Source organism: Pseudomonas sp. S2_A10 (assembly GCF_054668465.1).
In genome coordinates this window covers 1078839-1098244 of record NZ_CP162773.1, presented here as the reverse complement: position 1 = coordinate 1098244, position 19406 = coordinate 1078839, and the positions used below count along the sequence as shown (strand labels likewise).

Genomic DNA, 19406 nt, shown 5'->3' with positions numbered 1-19406 from the left:
TCAACGGCATGGAAATGGAGGGGACGATGGAGCCGATACTGGAGCTGCAAAGCGCGCGGTTGTTGATGCGTCAGTGGCAGGACGAGGATTTGCCGGCATTCGCCGCGATGTGCGCCGATCCGCAGGTGATGCGCTACTTTCCGGCGCCGCTGAGCCGGCTCGAAAGCGCCGCGTTGATCGGCCGCGTGCGCGGGCATTTTGCCGAGCATGGCTTCGGCCTGTGGGCGCTGGAGCGCAAGGACACGGGCGAATTCATCGGTTTTACCGGGCTCGGCGTGGTCGGCTTCGATGCGCCGTTTACCCCTGCGGTGGAAATCGGCTGGCGTCTGGCCAAGGAGCACTGGGGCCTGGGTTACGCCAGTGAAGCGGCGTGGAGGGCACTGCGCGCGGGCTTCGACCAGTTGAAGCTGGCGCAAATCGTCTCGTTTACCGCCGAGCAGAACGCGCCGTCGGAAAAGGTCATGCAGGCGATCGGCATGCATCACGACCCGCAGGATGATTTCGATCACCCCAAGCTTGCGCTTGATCACCCGTTACGCCGCCATATCCTGTATCGCATCAGCCGCGAACAATGGCTGCAAACCTTGCATGAATAAGCCGACACGGACGTTTACAATGGCCGCCATCGTATTTGGCCCGTGCCAGAACCTGAATCGTCCGCCGCAGCCAAGACTGCGCGGCCATTGCTTTGTGTGAGGAGAGTCTGAATGAGCCAAGTGCTGGAAGATCTGGTCGATCTGCTGACCCTGGAACCGATCGAAGAAAACCTGTTCCGTGGTCGCAGCCAGGATCTGGGGTTCCGCCAGTTGTTCGGCGGTCAGGTGCTCGGCCAGTCGCTGTCGGCGGCCAGTCAGACGGTGGAAGAGGCGCGTCATGTGCACTCGCTGCACGGTTATTTCCTGCGCCCGGGCGATGCCAAGTTGCCGGTGGTCTATTCGGTTGATCGCGTGCGTGATGGCGGCAGCTTCAGCACTCGCCGCGTGACGGCGATCCAGAAGGGCCACCCGATCTTCACGTGCAGCGCTTCGTTTCAGTACGACGAACAAGGTTTCGAGCATCAGGGCCAGATGCCCGTGGTGGTCGGCCCGGAAAACCTGCCCTCGGAGCTGGAACTGATTCAGCAGCGTGCGCACCTGATTCCCGAGCACATGCGTGAAAAACTGCTGTGCCCGAAACCGATCGAAGTACGCCCGGTCACCGAAAAGGATCCGTACAACCCGCAACCGGCCGATCCGCTGAAGTACGTGTGGTTTCGCGCCGACGGCGCCTTGGCCGACATCCCGGCGCTGCACAAATACCTGCTGGCGTATGCCTCGGACTTCGGCCTGCTGACCACGTCGATGCTGCCCCACGGCAAGTCGGTCTGGCAGAAGGACATGCAGGTCGCCAGCCTTGATCACGCGCTCTGGTTCCACAACGATCTGCGCGCCGATGACTGGTTGCTCTACGCGATGGACAGCCCGTGGGCCGGCAACTCCCGTGGTTTTTCCCGTGGCAGCGTGTTCAACCGTGCCGGGCAACTGGTCGCTTCGGTGACTCAGGAAGGCTTGATCCGCCATCGCAAGGACTGGGCATGAGCCTGACCGCGGTTCGCCATTGGGTATTCGACATGGACGGCACGCTGACCGTCGCCGTGCATGATTTCGCGGCGATTCGGGTGGCACTGGCGATTCCGCCGGAGGACGACATCCTCACCCACCTCGCCGCATTGCCAGCGGATGAAGCGGCGGCCAAGCATGCCTGGTTGCTCGAGCATGAACGCGATCTGGCACTGGGCTCGACCCCGGCCACCGGCGCGGTTGAGCTGGTGCGTGACCTGCATGCGCGGGGTTATCGCCTCGGCATTCTCACGCGCAATGCGCGGGAGCTGGCGCACGTGACGCTGGAGGCGATCGGGTTGGCCGACTGCTTTGCGGTCGAGGATGTGCTGGGCCGGGATGAAGCACCGCCGAAGCCGCATCCCGGCGGCTTGCTGAAACTGGCCGAAGCCTGGCAGGTGCCGGCCAGTGACATGGTGATGGTCGGTGATTACCGCTTTGACCTGGATTGCGGTCGGGCAGCGGGGGCGCGGACGGTGTTGGTGAATCTGCCGGATAACCCGTGGCCGGAGTTGACCGATTGGCATGCGAAGGATTGTGTTGAGTTGCGGCGGATGCTGCAGGCCTGAGATGGTTGTTGTCTGATAGGACGCCTTCGCGAGCAGGCTCGCTCCCACAGGGGAATGCATGCCAAATGTGGCATTTATTCCAAATGTGGGAGCGAGCCTGCTCGCGAAGGGGCCGGTGGATTCAGCAAAAAACTCACTGATCAAACAACGCCTTCTGCCCCTCCGCCGACGTCAGCATGCCATCCCCGTCATGCCCGACCCCAGGCACCTCCACCAGCCGCTGATTGACCCCCTCAGGATGGCGACGCAGCAAATAACCGAAATACAGCTTCCCGCGCATCAAGCGGTAAGCCCCTTGCGCCTCGGCCGCGCAGCTCTTGTCCAAGGCCGGATGCTCCGGGTCGACATCCTGCTGCCCCAACAGATAAATCACCTCGCGTTTGACGTAAGCGCTCTCGACCTGCAACGGCGTTTGCCCGCCGGCATACACCGGCATGTCCGCCAGGCCGTACTTCCAGCGATTGAAACCAGGACATTGCGCGTGATCGAACGCCACCGGCCGCTGCTCGTTGAAGTACGCATAAGAAGAGGGATTGGCCACCACATAGCGCAAGCGAATGCCGTTGGCCTTGAGCGCCGGCTGATCCTTGGCCAGCAGGGCGTAACGCTGCACCACCTGACCACCGCCGGAGTGGCCGAAAATCACGATCTGCTTCACGTCCGGAAACTGTTTGCGATCGCTGACCCGCGCGACTATTTCATCCAGCGCCGCGTAGGAACTCAGCGGATTCGGCCCGGTGGACAAGCCGCCGCCCATCCACTCGTTGCCCTGCCAGCGCAGCACCGTCGGCGGCAAGGAATACAGCGTGACGTCGCTTTCATTGAGAAACTGCGGAGCGATCACCAGCGTGTGCGCGGTCTGCCCGGCGAGTTCGGCGGCGCTTTCCGCGCTTTTGCGGTAGGTCTCGGCGTTGCGCAGGCGACCGTGAAGGACGATCAGCACCCGCTCGATCTTTTCCGGTGCCGGGCCGATGCCCACTGCCATTTCCCCGGCCTTGAGTTGCAGGCGACCGGGGCTGATCGCATCGACGCCGGCCGCTTGCGCGGTGCCGACGATGAACAGTAACGCCACAAGCCATTTATGCATTTACAGGGTTTTCGCCGCGAAGGTGTCGCACTGGCTTACCTGGCCTTGCGCGAATCCGGTTTTGAACCAGCGCACCCTTTGCGCTGACGTACCGTGGGTAAACGAGTCCGGCACCACACGGCCCTGACCCTGTTGCTGCAAGCGATCATCGCCGATGGCGTTGGCGGCGTTCAAGGCTTCCTCGATGTCGCCCGGTTCCAGCCAGTTCAGGCGTTTCTGCGCGTTATACGCCCAGACGCCGGCGAGACAGTCGGCCTGCAATTCCTGGCGAACCAGCAAGCCGCCGTCGCCCTCCATCTGCCGGCCTTGCTGACGCGCCGCCTGCATCTTCGCCGAGACGCCCAGCAGCGTCTGCACATGGTGGCCGACTTCATGCGCAATCACGTAGGCCTGAGCGAAATCGCCGGCGGCTTTGAAGCGCTGCGACATTTCCTGGAAGAAGGCCATGTCCAGATAAACCTTCTGGTCGGCCGGGCAGTAGAACGGGCCGGTGGCGGAGGTGGCCATGCCGCACGCGGAGTTCACCCGATTGCTGAACAGCACCAGTGTCGGATCTTTGTATTGGCGCCCGGCCTGCTGGAAGATCGGGCCCCAGGTGTCTTCGGTGTCGCCGAGGATCGAGCGGACGAATTCAGCCTGTTCATCATTGGCCGGTGGCGCCTGGCGGGTTTGCGAGGTGGCCGCCGGCTGCTCCATCTGCCCGGTCAACTGGCCGAGGATCTGCAGCGGGTCCTGGCCGGTGAGCCAGCCGATGCCGACAATCAGCACAATAGCGGTCAGGCTCAGACCCTTGCCGCCACCGAAGCGCATGCCGCCGCCACCGCCGGCATCATCACCCCGGGCGTCGACGACGTTGTCACTGCGTCGGCCTTTTTTCCATAGCATATGGGAATCCTCTTTTATTGCCGGTGATGAATCTGCTGGTGATGAGTGTTGCCGCTGTGTGAGTGTGGCGCCAGTCCGGTCGTCCGTCCATGCACACGCGCCCACATGGTGCGGGCCTGGTATTGACGGTCGAGCGGGCCGTGAATTCAATCCCGAGTGGAATTTCTTCCGTCGAATTCATGAACCCGCTGTTTCGACGGCAGTCTGTGATGTTGCACACTGGCCGGGCGCCGAAGTGGCGGGAATCTTGCCTCAAGGTTTTGCCTGGCGGCGGTATTCCGGCGAAGAAGAGTACAACCTGTGCGGTTGCTGAAAGCTCAGCCGACTATGATTGCCACAACGATTGCCGCCCGCGAACGCTCGCCCGGGTATTTTTTTCAGAGATTGCCAATGACCGTCAGCACCCCGCTCTCCGGTGTCAACCAGCCCTTCAAGGGGATTCTGCTGATTGTCGTGGCGACGTTCCTGTTTTCCAGCCACGACGCGTTGTCGAAATACCTCTCCGGTTTTTATCCGATCGTGATGGTGGTGTGGGCGCGCTATGTGGTGCACACCTTGTTGATGGCGGGGATTTTCCTGCCGCAGTCCGGCTTGCGTGTGCTACGCACGAAAAAACCGTTATGGCAGCTCGCCCGTGCCCTGTGCCTGCTCGGCACCAGCCTGTTTTTCACCACGGCGCTGCTGTACATCCCGCTGGCGGAAGCCACGGCGGTCAACTTTCTCGCACCGGTATTGGTCACCGCGTTGTCGGTGCCGCTGCTCAAGGAACGGGTGACGCGCGGGCAGTGGATCGCGGTGATCTGCGGCTTCATCGGCGTGCTGATCATCGTCCACCCGGGCGGTGAGCTGTTTACCCCGGCGATCCTGTTGCCGTTCTGCTCGGCGCTGTTCTTCTGCTTCTACCAGTTGCTGACGCGCAAGCTCGCCGAAGTGGACAGCCCGACCACCAGCAACTTCTTTGCCGGGCTGTGCAATACCCTGGTGATGAGCGCGCTGGTGCCGTTCTTCTGGCAAGTGCCGACGTGGACTCACGCCGCGCTGATGCTGGCGCTGGGCAGTTGCGGGATGACGGCGCATCTGTTCCTGACCCAGGCCTTCCGTCACGCCGCACCGGCATTGCTGGCGCCGTTCGGCTATTGCCAGATCGTCTTTGCCGGGTTGTTGGGCTGGCTGCTGTTCAATCACACCCCGAGCGGGTTGACGGTGATCGGTATCGCAGTGATCTGTTGCAGCGGATTGGCGGCAGCGTGGCAGCAGAGCCGGCGCTGAAGAGCGGATCCCGGTGCACCTGTGGGAGCGAGCCTGCTCGCGAAAGCGGTGTGTCAGTCGCCATATTCAGTGGCTGACGTGACGCCTTCGCGAGCAGGCTCGCTCCAACAATGGGATGTATGCAGGCAGGTTATTCGGTGACAGTCGGAATCTTGCGCGGTGCCATGAAGTACATCCACGTCAGTGCGAGGAAGTACATCGCCGGGATCAGCGTGAACAGCACCGTGTAGTTATTGTTGGTGACGGTGAGGATGTGGCCGACGATCTGGGTCATGAACATCCCGCCGATCGCTGCGCACATGCCGCCGAAGCCGAACACCGTGCTCATCATGTGCTTGGGCGTGTAGTCCATCACCAGGCTCCAGATGTTCGCAGTCCAGGCCTGATGCGCGCCGATCGCCAGCGAGATCGCCGCCACCGCCACCCACAGATTCGCTGATCCTGCGGCCATGACCACGCCGATGATGCAGCAGGCGAACAGCAACATCGACAGCAGCCGCGCCTTGATCGAGTTCATGCCGCGACCGATCAGGAACGAGGACAGAATCCCGCCGCCGACACTGCCGAAGTCAGCCGTGACGTAGATGATGATCAGCGGAATACCCATCTGCGTCACGTTGATGCCGAGGTTGTATTGCTGATTGAGAAACGGCGGCAGCCAGTACAGATAGAACCAGAACACCGGCGCGGTCAGCGAGTAGGCGAGGGCGAAGGCCCAGGTGCCGCGCATGCGCAGGATCTTGCTGAACGGCACGCGGGCCTGTTCCGGTTCGACTTGCTGCTGGATGTAATCGAGTTCCGACTGCTTCACCGTCGGGTGATCTTCCGGATTGAAATACTTCAAGCCCCAGAACAGCAGCCAGATGCCGCCCAGTGCCGCCATGCACAGGAACGCCGCTTGCCAGCCCCACACATGCAGGACCAGTGGCAGCAGCATCGGCGTGAACATCGCGCCGACGTTGGTGCCGGCGTTGAAAATGCCGGTAGCGACTGCACGTTCACCGGCCGGGAACCACAGGCGCGTGGTCTTCACGCAGGCAGGGTAGTTGGCCGCTTCCGTCAGGCCGAGGATGAAGCGGCAGACCATGAAGCCGACCGCCGAGGTCGCCAGGCCATGGGCGCCGGTGGCCAGGCTCCAGAGCAGCACGGCGCAGAAGAACACGCGCTTGACGCCGACCCGGTCGATCAGTCGTCCCTGCAGGACAAACCCGATCGCGTAGCCGACCTGGAACCAGAAGTTGATGTTGGCGTAGTCCATCGCCGTCCAGCTCATTTCCTTGGCGAGGATCGGCTGCATGACGCCGAGGGCGGCGCGGTCGATGTAGTTGAGGGTGGTGGCAAAAAACACCAGCGCCAGCATGCCCCAGCGGGTCTTGCCGACGGCCATGGCGCCGCGGATCTTGTCGCCAATGCCACCCGTGGCAGTACTCATGGCCGGAGCCATGCGGGAAGTCTGTGAAGGAATCATGTGTTCCACCCGTTTTTGGATTTGTTATTTGGTGTTCTTTTCTGTCGAACACCTTGCCCGGTGGTTAGTGGCCGGACTCGATGTGCAACCGATGTTGGGCAGTGAACAAAAAATCGTCAATTCGCCAAATCGCCTTAGTGTTCGATAATCGCACGCAAAACTAACCGGGTAGTACACTTTAAATTGCTGCGCGCAGGGATGCAGCCAATAATTTCCCTCACTATAAAAACCCATTCCCCGGTAGGAGCTGGCGAAGGCTGCGATCTTTTGATTTTGCTGTTTTGGCAATCAAGATCAAACGATCACAGCCTTCGGCAGCTCCTACAGTAAAGATAAAGCGGCGCAGTCCGGGAGTTGAAACATGCAGCGTTCCATTGCCACCGTTTCCTTGAGCGGCACCCTGCCGGAAAAACTCGAAGCCATTGCCGCCGCCGGGTTCGACGGCGTGGAGATTTTCGAAAACGACCTCCTGTACTACGACGGCAGTCCCCGGGAAATTAAACAGATGTGCGCCGATCTGGGGATCGCCATCACTCTGTTTCAGCCGTTCCGTGACTTCGAAGGCTGCCGCCGCGATCGCCTGGCGCGCAACCTTGAGCGTGCCGAGCGCAAGTTCGACCTGATGCAGGAACTTGGCACCGACCTGGTGCTGGTCTGCAGCAACGCCTCGCCGGACAGTGTCGGCGATCAACAAATCCTCGTCGATGATTTGCGTCTGCTGGCCGAACGCGCCGGCGCCCGTGGCTTGCGCATCGGTTACGAAGCGCTGGCGTGGGGCCGTCACGTCAATACTTATCAACAGGTCTGGGACATCGTCCGTCAGGCTGATCACCCCAACCTCGGCGTGCTGCTCGACAGCTTTCACACCCTGTCGCTGAAGGGCGATCCCAGCGCGATCGCCGATATTCCCGGCGAGAAGATCTTCTTCGTGCAAATGGCCGACGCGCCGATCCTTGCCATGGATGTGCTGGAGTGGAGCCGGCATTTCCGCTGTTTCCCGGGGCAGGGCGAATTCGATCTGCCGGGTTTCCTCGCACCGATCATCAAGAGTGGCTATACCGGGCCGTTGTCGCTGGAAATCTTCAACGACGGCTTCCGCGCCGCGCCCCCGCGAGCCAACGCCGCCGACGGATTGCGCTCGCTGCTGTATCTGGAAGAGAAGACCCGTCAGCGTCTCGAGCAGGAAGCGCCGCCGGTGGCCAACCGTGAAATTCTTTTCGAAACGCCGCCGGCCAGCGAATACAACGGCGTGGAATTTCTCGAATTTGCCGTCGATGAAGCGCTGGGCGCTAAGCTCAGTCACTGGCTGCAACGCCTCGGTTTCGCCAAGGCCGGGCAGCATCGCTCCAAGAGCGTCAGCCTGCTGCGTCAGGGCGATATCAACCTGATCCTCAACTCCGAGCCGTATTCCTTCGCCCACAGCTTTTTCGAAGCCCACGGCCCGTCGCTGTGCGCCACGGCCGTGCGGGTCAAGGACAGCGCCAGTGCGCTGGCCCGCGCCGTCGCTTACAAGGGGCAGCCCTATCGCGGCCTGGTCGGGCCGAATGAACTGGAGCTGGCGGCGGTGCGCGCACCGGACGGCAGCCTGATTTATCTGGTCGATGAGGACGCCGACGTGTACGGCACCGATTTCAATCTGTTGCCGGACGCGCAGACCGGCGGCGGCCTCAAGCGTATCGATCACATGGCCATGGCACTGCCGGCGGACAGCCTCGACAGTTGGGTGCTGTTTTACAAAAGCCTGCTGGATTTCGAAGCCGACGATGAAGTGGTGCTGCCCGATCCGTACGGTCTGGTGAAGAGCCGCGCACTACGCAGCCGCGACAGCTCGATCCGGCTGCCGCTGAACATTTCCGAGAACCGCAACACTGCCATTTCGCATGCGCTGTCGAGTTATCGCGGCTCCGGCGTGCATCACATCGCCTTCGATTGTGACGACATCTTCGCCCAGGTCAGTCGCGCCAAAGAGGCCGGTGTGCCGCTGCTGGACATCCCGCTGAATTACTACGACGACCTCGCGGCGCGTTTCGATTTCGACGATGAGTTTCTCAGCGAGCTGGCCTATTACAACGTGCTCTACGACCGTGACGCCCAGGGCGGCGAGTTGTTTCACGTCTACACCGAGCCGTTCGAGGGGCGTTTCTTCTTCGAGATCATCCAGCGCAAGAATGGCTATGCCGGCTACGGCGCGGCCAACGTTGCGGTGCGGCTGGCGGCGATGGCCAAATCCCGCAGCGGTGCGGTGCGTCAGGCGAAGTTGTAGGGAATTCGTAAACGCGGGATTAAACACCGGCTGCGCGGCTTCCTTCACTGTCCCGCGCGGCCCATAATCGCCAGCTTGTGCAGTGATGGCCGTGAGCCCGCGATGACCATGAATTCAGAACTTTCCGCCGCTGCTGTCGAGTCCGACGCAGTGCCGCGCAAGAGTCGCAAGAACAACCCGGAAAAGACCCGCGAAAACATTCTCCAGGAGGCGATCGTCGAGTTCGTCCAGCAGGGCTTGTCCGGCGCCCGCGTCGACGCGATTGCCGAGCGCATCCACACCTCCAAGCGCATGATCTATTACTACTTCGGCAGCAAGGAGCAGTTGTACGTCGAGGTGCTGGAGAAGCTTTACGGCGATATCCGCAGCACGGAAAACCGCCTGCACCTGGACGAGCTGCCGCCCGAGCTGGCGATCCGTCGGTTGGTGGAATTCACCTTCGATCACCATGACCACAACGTCGATTTCGTGCGCATCGTCAGCATCGAAAACATCCACAACGCCGAGTACGTAAAGCGTTCCGATGCGATCAAGGCGCTGAACAACACGATCCTCGACACCTTGGGCGGGATTCTGCAACGAGGCGCGGACGAAGGTTTGTTCCGGCGTGGCATCGATGCGCTGGACGTGCACCTGCTGATCAGTTCGTTCTGCTTCTATCGCGTGTCGAACCGCCACACGCTGGGAGAAATCTTCCAGATCGACCTGCCGGACGAAACCATCAAGCAGCGCCACCGCGAGATGATCTGCGAATCGGTGTTGCGCTACCTGAAGGCCTGACTCGATCCCCCCTGTGGGAGCGAGCCTGCTCGCGAAAGCGGTGTGTCAGTCGCCCTGTTCGTTGACTGAATCGACGCCTTCGCGAGCAGGCTCGCTCCCACAAGAGTTACCCTGTTGTTCAGCCATTCATGCTCTGAAAATGCTCGAGCATGCGCTGCGCATCCGGCACCACGCCGCTGAACAATTCAAACGCCTTCACCGCCTGAAACACCGCCATGTTGCCGCCATCCAGGGTGCGGCAGCCCAAGGCGCGGGCGTCGCGCAGCAGTTCGGTTTCCAGCGGGAAATACACAATCTCCGCGACCCACATTGCCTTGCGTAGCAACCCGGCCGGCACCGGTGAACCCGGCAGCTTGGCCATGCCCATCGGCGTGGTGTTGACCAGACCATCGGTCTGCGCCAGCGCCCCGGGCAAATCCCGTCCCGCCTGCGCGCGACCGGCGCCAAAATGTTGATTCAGATTGTTCGCCAGGCTCTCGGCACGCTCGCGGTCGACATCAAAAATCGTCAATTGCCGTACGCCTTCACTGAGCAGCGCGTGGGCCACCGCCGCGCCAGCGCCACCGGCGCCCATCTGGACGACACGTTCTCGGGCAGCGTCCGGCAGACCTCGGCGAAAACCCTCGGCGAAACCGAGGCAATCGGTGTTGTGGCCGACACGCTTGCCGTCCTTCAGCACCACGGTGTTGACCGCGCCGATACCGCGTGCTTCCGGGGACAATTCGTCGAGCAGCGGGATGACCGCCTGTTTGCACGGGAAAGTGATGTTCAGTCCGGTGTAATTCATCCGCTCCGCCGCTTGCAGCAGGTCGTGCAGGGCCGTGCTGTCGAGGTGCAATTGATCGAGGTCGATGAGCTGGTACAGATAACGCAGGCCCTGCGCATCGCCTTCGTGCTCATGCAGTGCCGGTGTACGTGAAGCCTGAATCCCGGCGCCGATCAGCCCGGCGAGTATCACCTTGGAACGCGACATGGTTCTTACCTCTGCAACCGCTGACCGAAATGCTCCAGCGCCAGGCGGTAGCCATGGCTGCCGAACCCGCACATCACCGCCGTGGCGATGCCGGAAACAAACGAATGATGACGAAACGGCTCACGGGCGTGGACGTTGGACAGATGCACCTCGATCACCGGCAATTCACTGGCGACCAGTGCATCGCGAATCGCCACGGACGTATGCGTCCACGCCGCCGGATTGATCACGATCCCGGCACAACGACCACGCGCGGCGTGAATCCAGTCGAGCAGCTCGCCTTCATGATTGGTCTGGCGAAATTCCACGGTCAGGCCGAACTCGTCAGCCGCGCGACCACACAGCGCCGAAATATCCGCCAGGGTTTCATGACCATAAGTCGCCGGCTCGCGGGTGCCGAGCAGGTTCAGGTTCGGGCCGTTAAGCACCAGAACGATAGGGGGCATGGGGTAACTCCACTTATTGTTTTTGGCATTGGCCGAGAGGGTTCAGCCTGTGGAGATAAAATGTACTAGATGGTTACATCGGTCAATTGGACAACTTTAAGAGCTGTAATTTTCGTTCGGTGATCGCACAGGGGGGATCATGCCAAGCGTAATTTCAAAACGTAACGACAGCTTTTCTTACGTTTTTCTCGGCTCATTTCTCGAGCACCAACCCCACGCCCGCTAGTCTTCAGTGACCTCCGGCACATCGCTTTGTGTTAACCGGTCGTCGGACTCGAAAGGAAATTCGAGCTCTGGAAATCAATTAACCTAACGGATGGGTTAGCATGAAGATATGCAGCTACAAAGGAATGTCGATTCGCATCATGTTGAGAGACGAACACTGCCCACCGCACGCCCATGTAGATGCGGGTGCCTGGAATGCCCGCTTCCGGTTCAGCTTCTGGCACAACGAAGTTGATCTGTGGGATGTCGTGCCGCTGTCCCGACGACCACCGCTCGCTGTGCTGAACGGCTTGTGTCTGTCACTTGGACAACCGGCGCACCTGCGTCGAGCACGAGGGATCTGGTGGTCGGGCTTGAAGACCGTTTGTCTCGATAATCAGATATGGGACTGCCAAGCAAACGAAGTGCCCGTGATGAAGCCAGTCACCGACGAGACCTACAGGATCGGATCGGCGCGCTATGAACCCGATGAAGACAAGGTGCTGCTGTCCTTGATCGGCAAGTTGGAAGGAGTTGAGATCGAATTATGAAAGTCATCAAGGCAAAACCGTCGGTGCATCGCCCCCTGACGGAAGAAATGCTCGATGCCGCCATCACACTTGGCGAAGTACGACAGGCCAATGGTTTGCAGGCCGTGTCAGTGAGCTTCGAAGAATCCTCTTTGGTCATTCGTTTCGAGGACGGCAGCGGTGTTTTGCTTCCGGTGAAGCTGTATCCCGAATTCGCGGGGTTTGAAGCGGGCGATTATGCAAGCCTGACGATCGGCTTCGCCGGCACTGCGCTGTGCCATGAGGGTAAGGATCTGGATATTTCCATTGCCGGAATGATTTCAGCGAGCCCGCCACTTATGCGCATGGCCGCGTCGATCGTCGCCTCGCGCAACGGGCGTCAAAGCAGCGCTGCGAAATCTGCGGCAGCGCGAGCCAATGGCAAAAAAGGCGGGCGTCCACGTAAAACTGATATCGCGCCATAGCACCCACAAAAAAGCCGTCAATCACGACGGCTTTTCCGTATCCGCTACCCGCAATCAACGTCGGGTCAGCAGCACACCGGATTCCATGTGATGGGTCCACGGGAACTGGTCGAACAATGCGCACTTGGTAATGCGGTGGGTGTCATGCAGCTGGGCGATGTTGGCCGCCAGGGTGTCCGGGTTGCAGGAGATGTAGAGGATATTGTCGAAGCGCCGGGTCAGTTCGCAGGTGTCCGGGTCCATGCCGGCGCGCGGTGGGTCGACGAAGACGCTGCCGAATTCGTAACTCTTCAGATCGATGCCGTGCAGGCGGCGGAACGGGCGCACTTCGTTGAGCGCTTCGGTCAGCTCCTCGGCGGACAAACGCACCAGCGTAACGTTATCCACAGTGTTTTCGCTGAGGTTGCTCAGGGCCGCGTTGACCGAAGTCTTGCTGATTTCGGTAGCGAGCACTTTGCGCACGCGAGTCGCCAGCGGCAGGGTGAAGTTGCCGTTGCCGCAGTACAACTCGAGCAGATCGTCGCTGCGATCGCCCAGCGCTTCGTAAGCCCAATTGAGCATCTTCTGGTTCACCGTGCCGTTGGGCTGGGTGAACGCGCCTTCGGGCTGGCGATAGCTGAAGGTGCGGCCGCCGACTTCGAGTTTCTCGACGACATAGTCCTGACCGAGCACTTCGCGCTTGCCCTTGGAGCGGCCGATGATGCTCACGCCGAGATCGGCCGACAGCTTCGTTGCTGCCGCATGCCAGTGCTCGTCCAGCGGACGGTGATAGCACAGGGTGATCATCGCGTCGCCGGCCAGCGTGGTCAGAAATTCGACTTGGAACAGCTTGTGGCTCAGCGCCGAACTGGCTTGCCACGCGGCCTTCAACTGCGGCATCAACTGGTTGATGCGCAGGCTGGCAATCGGGAATTCTTCGATAAGGATCGGCGTGCGCTTGTCGTCCTGAGAGAACATCGCGTAATGCCGTTCGCCGCCCTCGCGCCATAGGCGGAATTCGGCGCGCAGGCGGAAGTTCTGCAACGGCGAATCAAACACCGTCGGCGCAGGTGCATCGAACGGTGCCAGCAGATCACGCAAGCGCGTGACCTTGGCTTCGAGTTGTTCGGCGTAGGCTTGGGAATCGAAACTCATGCGTTGAACCAACCCAACTTGATCACAAACAGAATCGACAGAATCACCAGTGCCGGGTTCAGCTCACGGGCACGGCCGGACAGCAGCTTGATGGCAGTCCAGGCGATGAAGCCGAAGGCGATACCGTTGGCGATCGAATAGGTGAACGGCATGGCCAGCGCGGTAACCACAACCGGCGCCGCCACGGTGATGTCGTCCCAGTCTATTTCCGCCAGGCCGGAAGTCATCAGCACGGCGACGAACAGCAGCGCTGGCGCAGTGGCGAACGCCGGAACGCTGGCCGCCAGGGGCGAGAAGAACAGCGCCAGCAGGAACAGGATTGCCACGACGATGGCGGTCAGGCCCGTGCGGCCACCGGCACTGACGCCGGCAGCGGATTCGATGTAACTGGTCGTGGTCGACGTACCCAGCAGCGAGCCGGCCATGGCCGCCGTGCTGTCGGCGATCAGCGCGCGGCCCATTTTCGGCATGTGGCCGTCCTTGCCCATCAGGCCGGCGCGCTTGGCGACGCCGATCAGGGTCCCGGAGTTGTCGAACAGGTCGACGAACAGGAAGGCGAAGATCACGCTGACCAGACCGATGTCCAGTGCGCCTTTGATGTCCAGTTGCAGGAAGGTCGGCGCCAGCGACGGCGGCATTGACATGATGCCGCCGAACTCGGTGACGTTCAGTACGATCGAGGCGATGGTCACTGCCAGAATGCCGATCAGCACCGCGCCGCGCACTTTCAGCGCTTCGAGGGCGACGATCACGGCAAAGCCGACGGTGGCCAGAATCGGTGCCGGTTTGGTCAGATCGCCGAGGCCGACCATGGTCGCCGGGTTGCTGACCACGATGCCGGCATTGTGCAGGGCGATCAGTGCCAGGAACAGGCCGATACCGGCGGCAATCGCCGAGCGCAGTGGCAGCGGAATGGCGTTGATGATCCATTCACGGATGCGGAAGATCGACAGCAGAAAGAACAGCACGGCGGAAATGAACACCGCACCCAGCGCCACCTGCCAGGTGTGGCCCATGTGCAGCACCACGGTGTAGGTAAAGAAGGCGTTCAGGCCCATGCCCGGAGCGAGAGCGATCGGGTAGTTGGCGATCAGGCCCATAACGGTCGAGCCGATGGCAGCCGCCAGACAGGTGGCGACGAAGATCGCGCCCTTGTCCATGCCGGTCTCGCCGAGGATGCTCGGGTTGACGAACAGAATGTAAGCCATGGCCAGGAAAGTCGTGACGCCCGCAAGAATTTCGGTGCGCACGTTGGTGTTGTGTGCCTTGAGTTGAAACAGCCTTTCCAGCATGTCTGCTCCCCGTGGCGCGCGTGGCGCCGTGAATGTATCGACCTCAACAGCAAAGCACAGACCGTCGCAAGCGCCTGGAAAATTGTCGTGGGCCGGAAAAAGCCGCGCATCATACCAGCCGCGTGAGGAATTTGGCGGATGTTGGTGTCGATCGTCGGCGAAGTTTTGCGCAGCCGACAACTGCGCCATACTGCGCGCTGATTTTTTGGAGTGGGCAGGCATGCGCAACGGTTGGATCAGGATTTTCGGATGGATTGCAGCACTACTGGTGACAGCTCCGGCGTTCGCGGCATCGGCGCCGCCACTCTCCGAGGTGAAGGTGATCAAAGTGCAGTCACCGTCCTGCGGCCTGGAAGATATTGCCGATAACCAGCCGCAAACCCAATGCAATCACAGCGGGCCGAATATCAAAGTCTTCGTGCTGGAAGTCGGCTATGGCCAGAACCAGCCACACGTGACGCTGGATGGCTTCGAGGTCAACGGCACCCGAGGTCCGGTGTGCGCCTTCGATAATGGCAACCTCACCGAATGCACCCCCGGCAGCAAAACCGTCGGCTCTCTTTATACCTTCGATCTGGCCGGCAAACAGGAAGGCACCTTCAACTTCAGCAACACCTCGATCAACGCTCCGCGCAACACGCTTTCGACCCAGCTTTACATCAAGTAACGGCTGTCTGCGAACAGGGTGGGACAAAGCTGACTACGCTTGACTGACTATCCAGCGGAAAGCGCCCATGACTTCCAGAGCCCTGATTGCCCTCGCCGAGGGCATCGACGATTTGCAAAGCGTGACCCTGATCGACGTGCTGCGCCGCGCCGGCATCGAAGTGGTCGCCGCCAGCATCGAAGGCCGACGCATGCTGACCTGTGCGCGCGGCACCCGGCTGACTGCCGACGGCATGCTGGTCGATGTACTGGCACAGACTTTTGACCTGATCGTCCTGCCAGGCGGTGCCGTCGGTTCCCGGCATCTGGCGGCGCATCAACCCTTGCAGCAATTGCTCAAGGACCAAGCCAGGGCCGGCCGCCTGTTCGCCGCCATCGGCGAAGCCCCGGCTGTCGCGCTGCAAGCATCAGGCGTGCTGCGCCAGCGACGCATGACCTGCCTGCCCGGCGCCAGCCATCAACTATCAGGCTGTACGTTTGTTGATCAAGCGGTGGTGGTCGACGGCAACTGCATCACCGCCCAAGGCTCGGGCGCGGCGCTGGAATTTGCCTTGACCCTGGTCGAGCAGCTTGGTGGCAAGGCGTTGCGGGCGAGGGTAGCGGGGGAGTTGATGGCCTGAAGGATTCAGGCCTTCTCTTCCACCGGCACATGCATCCGATCCCGACTCGCCAACGTCGGAAACAGTTTGATCCACGTTCCCGTGACCACCAGCGTGCCGATCCCGCCCATCACCACGGCCGGCACGGTGCCGAACCAGTGGGCGGTGAGGCCGGATTCGAATTCGCCCAACTGGTTCGATGCGCCGATGAACAGGCCGTTGACCGCACTGACCCGGCCGCGCATTTCGTCGGGGGTTTCCAGTTGTACGAACGAGGCACGGATGACCATGCTGATCATGTCCGCTGCGCCGAGCACCACCAGCACCGCCAGGGAGAACCAGAACGAGGTCGACAAACCAAACGCGATAGTGGCGACGCCGAAGATGCCGACGGCGGTGAACATCACCCGGCCAACATTGCGCTCCACGGCAAATCGCGCCAGGAACAGTGACATCAGCAACGCACCCACCGCCGGCGCCGAGCGCAACAGGCCAAGGCCCCACGGGCCGGTCAGCAGAATGTCCTTGGCGAACACCGGCAGCAACGCCGTGGCGCCGCCGAGCAACACGGCGAACAGGTCCAGCGAGATCGCACCGAGGATGTCCGGGCGGCTGCGGATGAAGCGAATTCCCGCCAGCAGCGAGTCCAGCGTGGCTTTGCCTTTATTCAATGGCGTCTGGCGTGCCGGCAGGTTGAGCATCAGCGTGCAGGCGATCACGTACAGCAGCACGGTCGGGCCGTAGACCCAGACGCTGCCGAACGCATAGAGCAAACCGCCAAGAGCCGGAGCGACGATAGTGGCCGACTGCTGCGCCGATTGCGCGGCGGCAACCGCACGGGGGAAAAGCGCACTGGGGACGATGCTGGGCAGCAAGGCCTGAGTCGTCGGCATCTCGAACGAACGGGCGGCGCCGAGCAGAAAGGCGAGGATGAAAATCATCTCGCGGGTGACGTGATCGGTGGCGCTGCCGATGGCCAGCGCCAAGGCAATCAATGCCTGCAATGACTGGCAGAGTGCGGCGACCTTGCGCCGATCATAGCGATCGGCAACGTGTCCGGTGTGCAGCATGAACAGCACGCGCGGGGCGAATTCGACCAGCCCGACCAGGCCCAGATCCAGCACGTTGCCGGTCAGTTGATACAGATTCCAGCCGATCGCCACGGTGAGCATCTGGAAACCGCTGGCGGTGAAAATCCGCGCCAGCCAAAAAGCCATGAACGGACGATGGTGACGTAACAGCAGGGGCTCTTGAATGGGCATCTGAAGGCAGTCTTGGGCGAGTGAACGGCGAGATTATCACCAGTCTGTAACAGGAAGTTGCTACGAGAAACAATTCAGTTAGCCAGACATCGATCGTTCATGCTGACAATCAACCCTGTGGTGAGGGGATTTATCCCCGTTGGGTCGCGCAGCGGCCCCAAAAGCTGGAAGCGACGACTGCTGCGCAGCCGAACGGGGATAAATCCCCTCGCAACGGGGGAGTGAGGCAACTTGTCACGCGGCAAACCACCACGCAGTTCATTGGTAAAAATGGGACTACTCTTTCAACGTTGCTTGATCCAGATCAAGACCCCGACCGGAACTGATCTGGCGGCCATTTGGCCAGACTCCCTGCGTTGCGATGGTTGCAAAAAAAGAACGAATCCGAATTCGCCGCACTCCATATCCGTGGGGGCAGTGGTGCAGGCCTCCGGGCCAGCTACCCGTATTACCTGACAGAGGAAGCCATATGTTCGGTTTAGAGGCTCTGGATCTCGCCCGAATTCAGTTCGCGTTCACCATCTCGTTCCACATTCTGTTCCCGGCCATCACGATTGGCCTGGCGAGTTATCTGGCGGTGCTCGAAGGCTTGTGGCTGAAGACCCGCAACGACACCTACCGCGATCTCTACCATTTCTGGTCGAAGATTTTTGCCGTCAACTTCGGCATGGGCGTGGTTTCCGGGCTGGTCATGGCTTATCAGTTCGGCACCAACTGGAGTCGTTTTTCCGACTTCGCCGGTGCCGTCACCGGGCCGTTGCTGACCTATGAAGTGCTTACGGCGTTCTTCCTTGAGGCCGGTTTCCTTGGCGTGATGCTGTTCGGCTGGAACAAGGTCGGGCGCGGCCTGCACTTCTTCTCGACGGTGATGGTAGCGATCGGCACGCTGATTTCGACCTTCTGGATTCTCGCCTCCAACAGCTGGATGCAGACCCCGCAAGGCTTTGAAATCGTCAACGGTCAGGTCATCCCCACCGACTGGCTGGCAATCATCTTCAACCCGTCATTCCCTTACCGGCTGATGCACATGGCCACGGCGGCGTTCGTCGCCACGGCGTTCTTCGTCGGCTCGTCGGCGGCCTGGCACCTGCTGCGCGGCAGGGACAACCCGGCGATCCGCACCATGCTGTCGATGGCCATGTGGATGGCATTGATCGTCGCGCCGATTCAAGCGGTGATCGGCGACTTCCACGGCCTCAATACGCTCAAGCATCAGCCGGCAAAAATCGCTGCGATCGAAGGCCACTGGGAAAACCATGGCGACGAAGCGACGCCGCTGATCCTGTTCGGCTGGCCGGACATGAAAGAGGAACGCACCAAGTTCGCCGTAGAGATTCCATACCTCGGCAGCCTGATTCTGACCCACTCGCTGGATAAACAAGTACCGGCGCTGAAGGAATTTCCACCGGAAGACCGGCCGAATTCGACCATCGTGTTCTGGTCCTTCCGGATCATGGTCGGTCTCGGTTTCCTGATGATCTTCACCGGTTTGTGGAGTCTGTGGCTGCGCAAACGCGATTCGCTGTATACCTCGCGGCCGTTCCTGCATCTGGCGTTGTGGATGGGGCCGTCCGGCCTGATCGCAATTCTTGCCGGCTGGTTCACCACGGAAATCGGCCGTCAACCGTGGGTGGTCTATGGCCTGATGCGCACCGCAGATGCTTCGTCCAACCACAGCTTCATGCAGATGAGCATCACCCTGATCATGTTCGTAGTGGTGTATTTCGCGCTGTTCGGCGCGGGGCTCGGCTACATGATGCGCCTGGTGCGCAAAGGGCCGAAGATCAGCGAAGGCAGTGAAACGCCGGACGGTGGTCCAGGCAAGAAACGCACCCCGGCGCGTCCGTTGTCCGCAGCCGACGATCCGGCCGAGGGCGAGCACGAAGACAACACTCGCTTGACCAAGGAGATTTGACT

At 61.0% G+C, this 19406-nt stretch carries 19 protein-coding genes; 11 read left to right on the top strand and 8 right to left on the bottom strand.

The window, feature by feature from the left end; translation table 11 throughout:
- Positions 1-26 precede the first annotated feature (26 nt).
- The 3 genes from AB4N41_RS05050 to AB4N41_RS05040 all read left to right on the top strand — a co-directional run bounded on the left by AB4N41_RS05050 (position 27) and on the right by AB4N41_RS05040 (position 2167).
- Positions 27-596, top strand: a complete 570-nt coding sequence (locus AB4N41_RS05050; RefSeq protein WP_252876942.1) for a GNAT family N-acetyltransferase — start codon at positions 27-29, stop codon at positions 594-596.
- 111 nt (positions 597-707) lie between these two features.
- Positions 708-1577, top strand: coding sequence for an acyl-CoA thioesterase II (gene tesB, locus AB4N41_RS05045; protein ID WP_236168718.1), 870 nt, complete (start codon positions 708-710; stop codon positions 1575-1577).
- The gene (locus AB4N41_RS05040) at positions 1574-2167 is read left to right on the top strand and encodes an HAD family hydrolase (protein ID WP_076564193.1); all 594 of its coding nucleotides are present in this window, start codon (positions 1574-1576) and stop codon (positions 2165-2167) included. The genes tesB and AB4N41_RS05040 overlap by 4 nt, the downstream gene beginning before the upstream one ends.
- 133 nt (positions 2168-2300) lie before the next feature.
- Here AB4N41_RS05040 and AB4N41_RS05035 read toward each other — a convergent pair whose 3' ends face one another.
- Positions 2301-3254, bottom strand: a complete 954-nt coding sequence (locus tag AB4N41_RS05035) for an alpha/beta hydrolase (RefSeq protein ID WP_252876941.1) — start codon at positions 3252-3254, stop codon at positions 2301-2303.
- Positions 3255-4139 (bottom strand): KPN_02809 family neutral zinc metallopeptidase, encoded by an 885-nt coding sequence (ypfJ, locus tag AB4N41_RS05030; protein WP_133339134.1) that lies wholly within the window; start codon positions 4137-4139, stop codon positions 3255-3257. It lies immediately after the preceding gene.
- Between the two features lie 390 nt (positions 4140-4529).
- Between ypfJ and AB4N41_RS05025 the strand changes: the two genes are divergently transcribed.
- The gene (locus AB4N41_RS05025; RefSeq protein ID WP_016773077.1) at positions 4530-5408 is read left to right on the top strand and encodes a DMT family transporter; all 879 of its coding nucleotides are present in this window, start codon (positions 4530-4532) and stop codon (positions 5406-5408) included.
- 130 nt (positions 5409-5538) lie between these two features.
- Here AB4N41_RS05025 and AB4N41_RS05020 read toward each other — a convergent pair whose 3' ends face one another.
- Complete coding sequence (locus AB4N41_RS05020) at positions 5539-6876, bottom strand: MFS transporter (protein ID WP_024014417.1); 1338 nt, start codon at positions 6874-6876, stop codon at positions 5539-5541.
- A 361-nt stretch (positions 6877-7237) separates the two neighbouring features.
- Here AB4N41_RS05020 and quiC point away from each other — a divergent pair, with 361 nt between their 5' ends.
- Positions 7238-9139 (top strand): 3-dehydroshikimate dehydratase QuiC, encoded by a 1902-nt coding sequence (gene quiC, locus AB4N41_RS05015; protein ID WP_252876940.1) that lies wholly within the window; start codon positions 7238-7240, stop codon positions 9137-9139.
- Positions 9140-9241: 102 nt separating this feature from the next.
- Positions 9242-9919 (top strand): TetR/AcrR family transcriptional regulator, encoded by a 678-nt coding sequence (locus AB4N41_RS05010; RefSeq protein ID WP_016773079.1) that lies wholly within the window; start codon positions 9242-9244, stop codon positions 9917-9919.
- A 118-nt stretch (positions 9920-10037) separates the two neighbouring features.
- On the opposite strand, the gene AB4N41_RS05005 is transcribed toward AB4N41_RS05010, so the two are convergent.
- Positions 10038-10892, bottom strand: a complete 855-nt coding sequence (locus AB4N41_RS05005; protein WP_252876939.1) for a shikimate dehydrogenase — start codon at positions 10890-10892, stop codon at positions 10038-10040.
- 5 nt (positions 10893-10897) lie between these two features.
- A complete protein-coding gene (gene aroQ / locus AB4N41_RS05000) occupies positions 10898-11338 on the bottom strand; it encodes a type II 3-dehydroquinate dehydratase (RefSeq protein WP_076564187.1) in 441 nt (146 codons plus the stop codon).
- A gap of 326 nt (positions 11339-11664) precedes the next feature.
- On the opposite strand from aroQ, the gene AB4N41_RS04995 reads away from it, so the two are divergent.
- Both AB4N41_RS04995 and AB4N41_RS04990 read left to right on the top strand, forming a co-directional pair.
- Positions 11665-12093 (top strand): DUF4160 domain-containing protein, encoded by a 429-nt coding sequence (locus tag AB4N41_RS04995; protein ID WP_236168713.1) that lies wholly within the window; start codon positions 11665-11667, stop codon positions 12091-12093.
- Positions 12090-12536 carry a DUF2442 domain-containing protein gene (locus AB4N41_RS04990; protein ID WP_236168712.1) on the top strand — a complete coding sequence of 149 codons (447 nt, stop codon included), beginning with the start codon at positions 12090-12092 and terminating at the stop codon, positions 12534-12536. The genes AB4N41_RS04995 and AB4N41_RS04990 overlap by 4 nt, the downstream gene beginning before the upstream one ends.
- Before the next feature lie 54 nt (positions 12537-12590).
- Here the strand turns inward: AB4N41_RS04990 and trmA are convergent, their stop codons facing one another.
- Together trmA and AB4N41_RS04980 are read right to left on the bottom strand one after the other, a co-directional pair.
- Entirely contained in the window at positions 12591-13670 is a 1080-nt protein-coding gene (gene trmA, locus AB4N41_RS04985; protein ID WP_252876938.1) for a tRNA (uridine(54)-C5)-methyltransferase TrmA, read from the bottom strand.
- Complete coding sequence (locus AB4N41_RS04980) at positions 13667-14962, bottom strand: NCS2 family permease (protein ID WP_016773083.1); 1296 nt, start codon at positions 14960-14962, stop codon at positions 13667-13669. Before AB4N41_RS04980 ends, trmA begins: the two co-directional genes overlap by 4 nt.
- Positions 14963-15182: 220 nt before the next feature.
- Here AB4N41_RS04980 and AB4N41_RS04975 point away from each other — a divergent pair, with 220 nt between their 5' ends.
- Positions 15183-15629 (top strand): DUF4879 domain-containing protein, encoded by a 447-nt coding sequence (locus tag AB4N41_RS04975; protein ID WP_095181869.1) that lies wholly within the window; start codon positions 15183-15185, stop codon positions 15627-15629.
- Positions 15630-15696: 67 nt separating this feature from the next.
- The gene (locus AB4N41_RS04970; RefSeq protein ID WP_252876937.1) at positions 15697-16248 is read left to right on the top strand and encodes a DJ-1 family glyoxalase III; all 552 of its coding nucleotides are present in this window, start codon (positions 15697-15699) and stop codon (positions 16246-16248) included.
- Between the two features lie 5 nt (positions 16249-16253).
- Here AB4N41_RS04970 and AB4N41_RS04965 read toward each other — a convergent pair whose 3' ends face one another.
- The gene (locus tag AB4N41_RS04965; RefSeq protein WP_252876936.1) at positions 16254-17489 is read right to left on the bottom strand and encodes an MFS transporter; all 1236 of its coding nucleotides are present in this window, start codon (positions 17487-17489) and stop codon (positions 16254-16256) included.
- Positions 17490-17958: 469 nt separating this feature from the next.
- Between AB4N41_RS04965 and AB4N41_RS04960 the strand changes: the two genes are divergently transcribed.
- Positions 17959-19404, top strand: coding sequence for a cytochrome ubiquinol oxidase subunit I (locus tag AB4N41_RS04960; protein ID WP_024014409.1), 1446 nt, complete (start codon positions 17959-17961; stop codon positions 19402-19404).
- Positions 19405-19406 lie beyond the last annotated feature (2 nt).

Bases quoted from the DNA above. Each gene is read 5' to 3' on its own strand.
- AB4N41_RS04990 (WP_236168712.1), top strand. From the start codon at position 12,090: ATGAAAGTCATCAAGGCAAAACCGTCGGTGCATCGCCCCCTGACGGAA.
- ypfJ (WP_133339134.1), bottom strand. From the start codon at position 4,139: ATGCTATGGAAAAAAGGCCGACGCAGTGACAACGTCGTCGACGCCCGG.
- AB4N41_RS05025 (WP_016773077.1), top strand. From the start codon at position 4,530: ATGACCGTCAGCACCCCGCTCTCCGGTGTCAACCAGCCCTTCAAGGGG.
- AB4N41_RS04970 (WP_252876937.1), top strand. From the start codon at position 15,697: ATGACTTCCAGAGCCCTGATTGCCCTCGCCGAGGGCATCGACGATTTG.
- AB4N41_RS05040 (WP_076564193.1), top strand. From the start codon at position 1,574: ATGAGCCTGACCGCGGTTCGCCATTGGGTATTCGACATGGACGGCACG.
- aroQ (WP_076564187.1), bottom strand. From the start codon at position 11,338: ATGCCCCCTATCGTTCTGGTGCTTAACGGCCCGAACCTGAACCTGCTC.
- quiC (WP_252876940.1), top strand. From the start codon at position 7,238: ATGCAGCGTTCCATTGCCACCGTTTCCTTGAGCGGCACCCTGCCGGAA.
- AB4N41_RS05010 (WP_016773079.1), top strand. From the start codon at position 9,242: ATGACCATGAATTCAGAACTTTCCGCCGCTGCTGTCGAGTCCGACGCA.
- AB4N41_RS04975 (WP_095181869.1), top strand. From the start codon at position 15,183: ATGCGCAACGGTTGGATCAGGATTTTCGGATGGATTGCAGCACTACTG.
- AB4N41_RS05020 (WP_024014417.1), bottom strand. From the start codon at position 6,876: ATGATTCCTTCACAGACTTCCCGCATGGCTCCGGCCATGAGTACTGCC.
- AB4N41_RS05005 (WP_252876939.1), bottom strand. From the start codon at position 10,892: ATGTCGCGTTCCAAGGTGATACTCGCCGGGCTGATCGGCGCCGGGATT.
- AB4N41_RS04980 (WP_016773083.1), bottom strand. From the start codon at position 14,962: ATGCTGGAAAGGCTGTTTCAACTCAAGGCACACAACACCAACGTGCGC.
- AB4N41_RS05050 (WP_252876942.1), top strand. From the start codon at position 27: ATGGAGCCGATACTGGAGCTGCAAAGCGCGCGGTTGTTGATGCGTCAG.
- AB4N41_RS04965 (WP_252876936.1), bottom strand. From the start codon at position 17,489: ATGCCCATTCAAGAGCCCCTGCTGTTACGTCACCATCGTCCGTTCATG.
- tesB (WP_236168718.1), top strand. From the start codon at position 708: ATGAGCCAAGTGCTGGAAGATCTGGTCGATCTGCTGACCCTGGAACCG.
- AB4N41_RS05035 (WP_252876941.1), bottom strand. From the start codon at position 3,254: ATGCATAAATGGCTTGTGGCGTTACTGTTCATCGTCGGCACCGCGCAA.
- AB4N41_RS04960 (WP_024014409.1), top strand. From the start codon at position 17,959: ATGTTCGGTTTAGAGGCTCTGGATCTCGCCCGAATTCAGTTCGCGTTC.
- AB4N41_RS04995 (WP_236168713.1), top strand. From the start codon at position 11,665: ATGAAGATATGCAGCTACAAAGGAATGTCGATTCGCATCATGTTGAGA.
- trmA (WP_252876938.1), bottom strand. From the start codon at position 13,670: ATGAGTTTCGATTCCCAAGCCTACGCCGAACAACTCGAAGCCAAGGTC.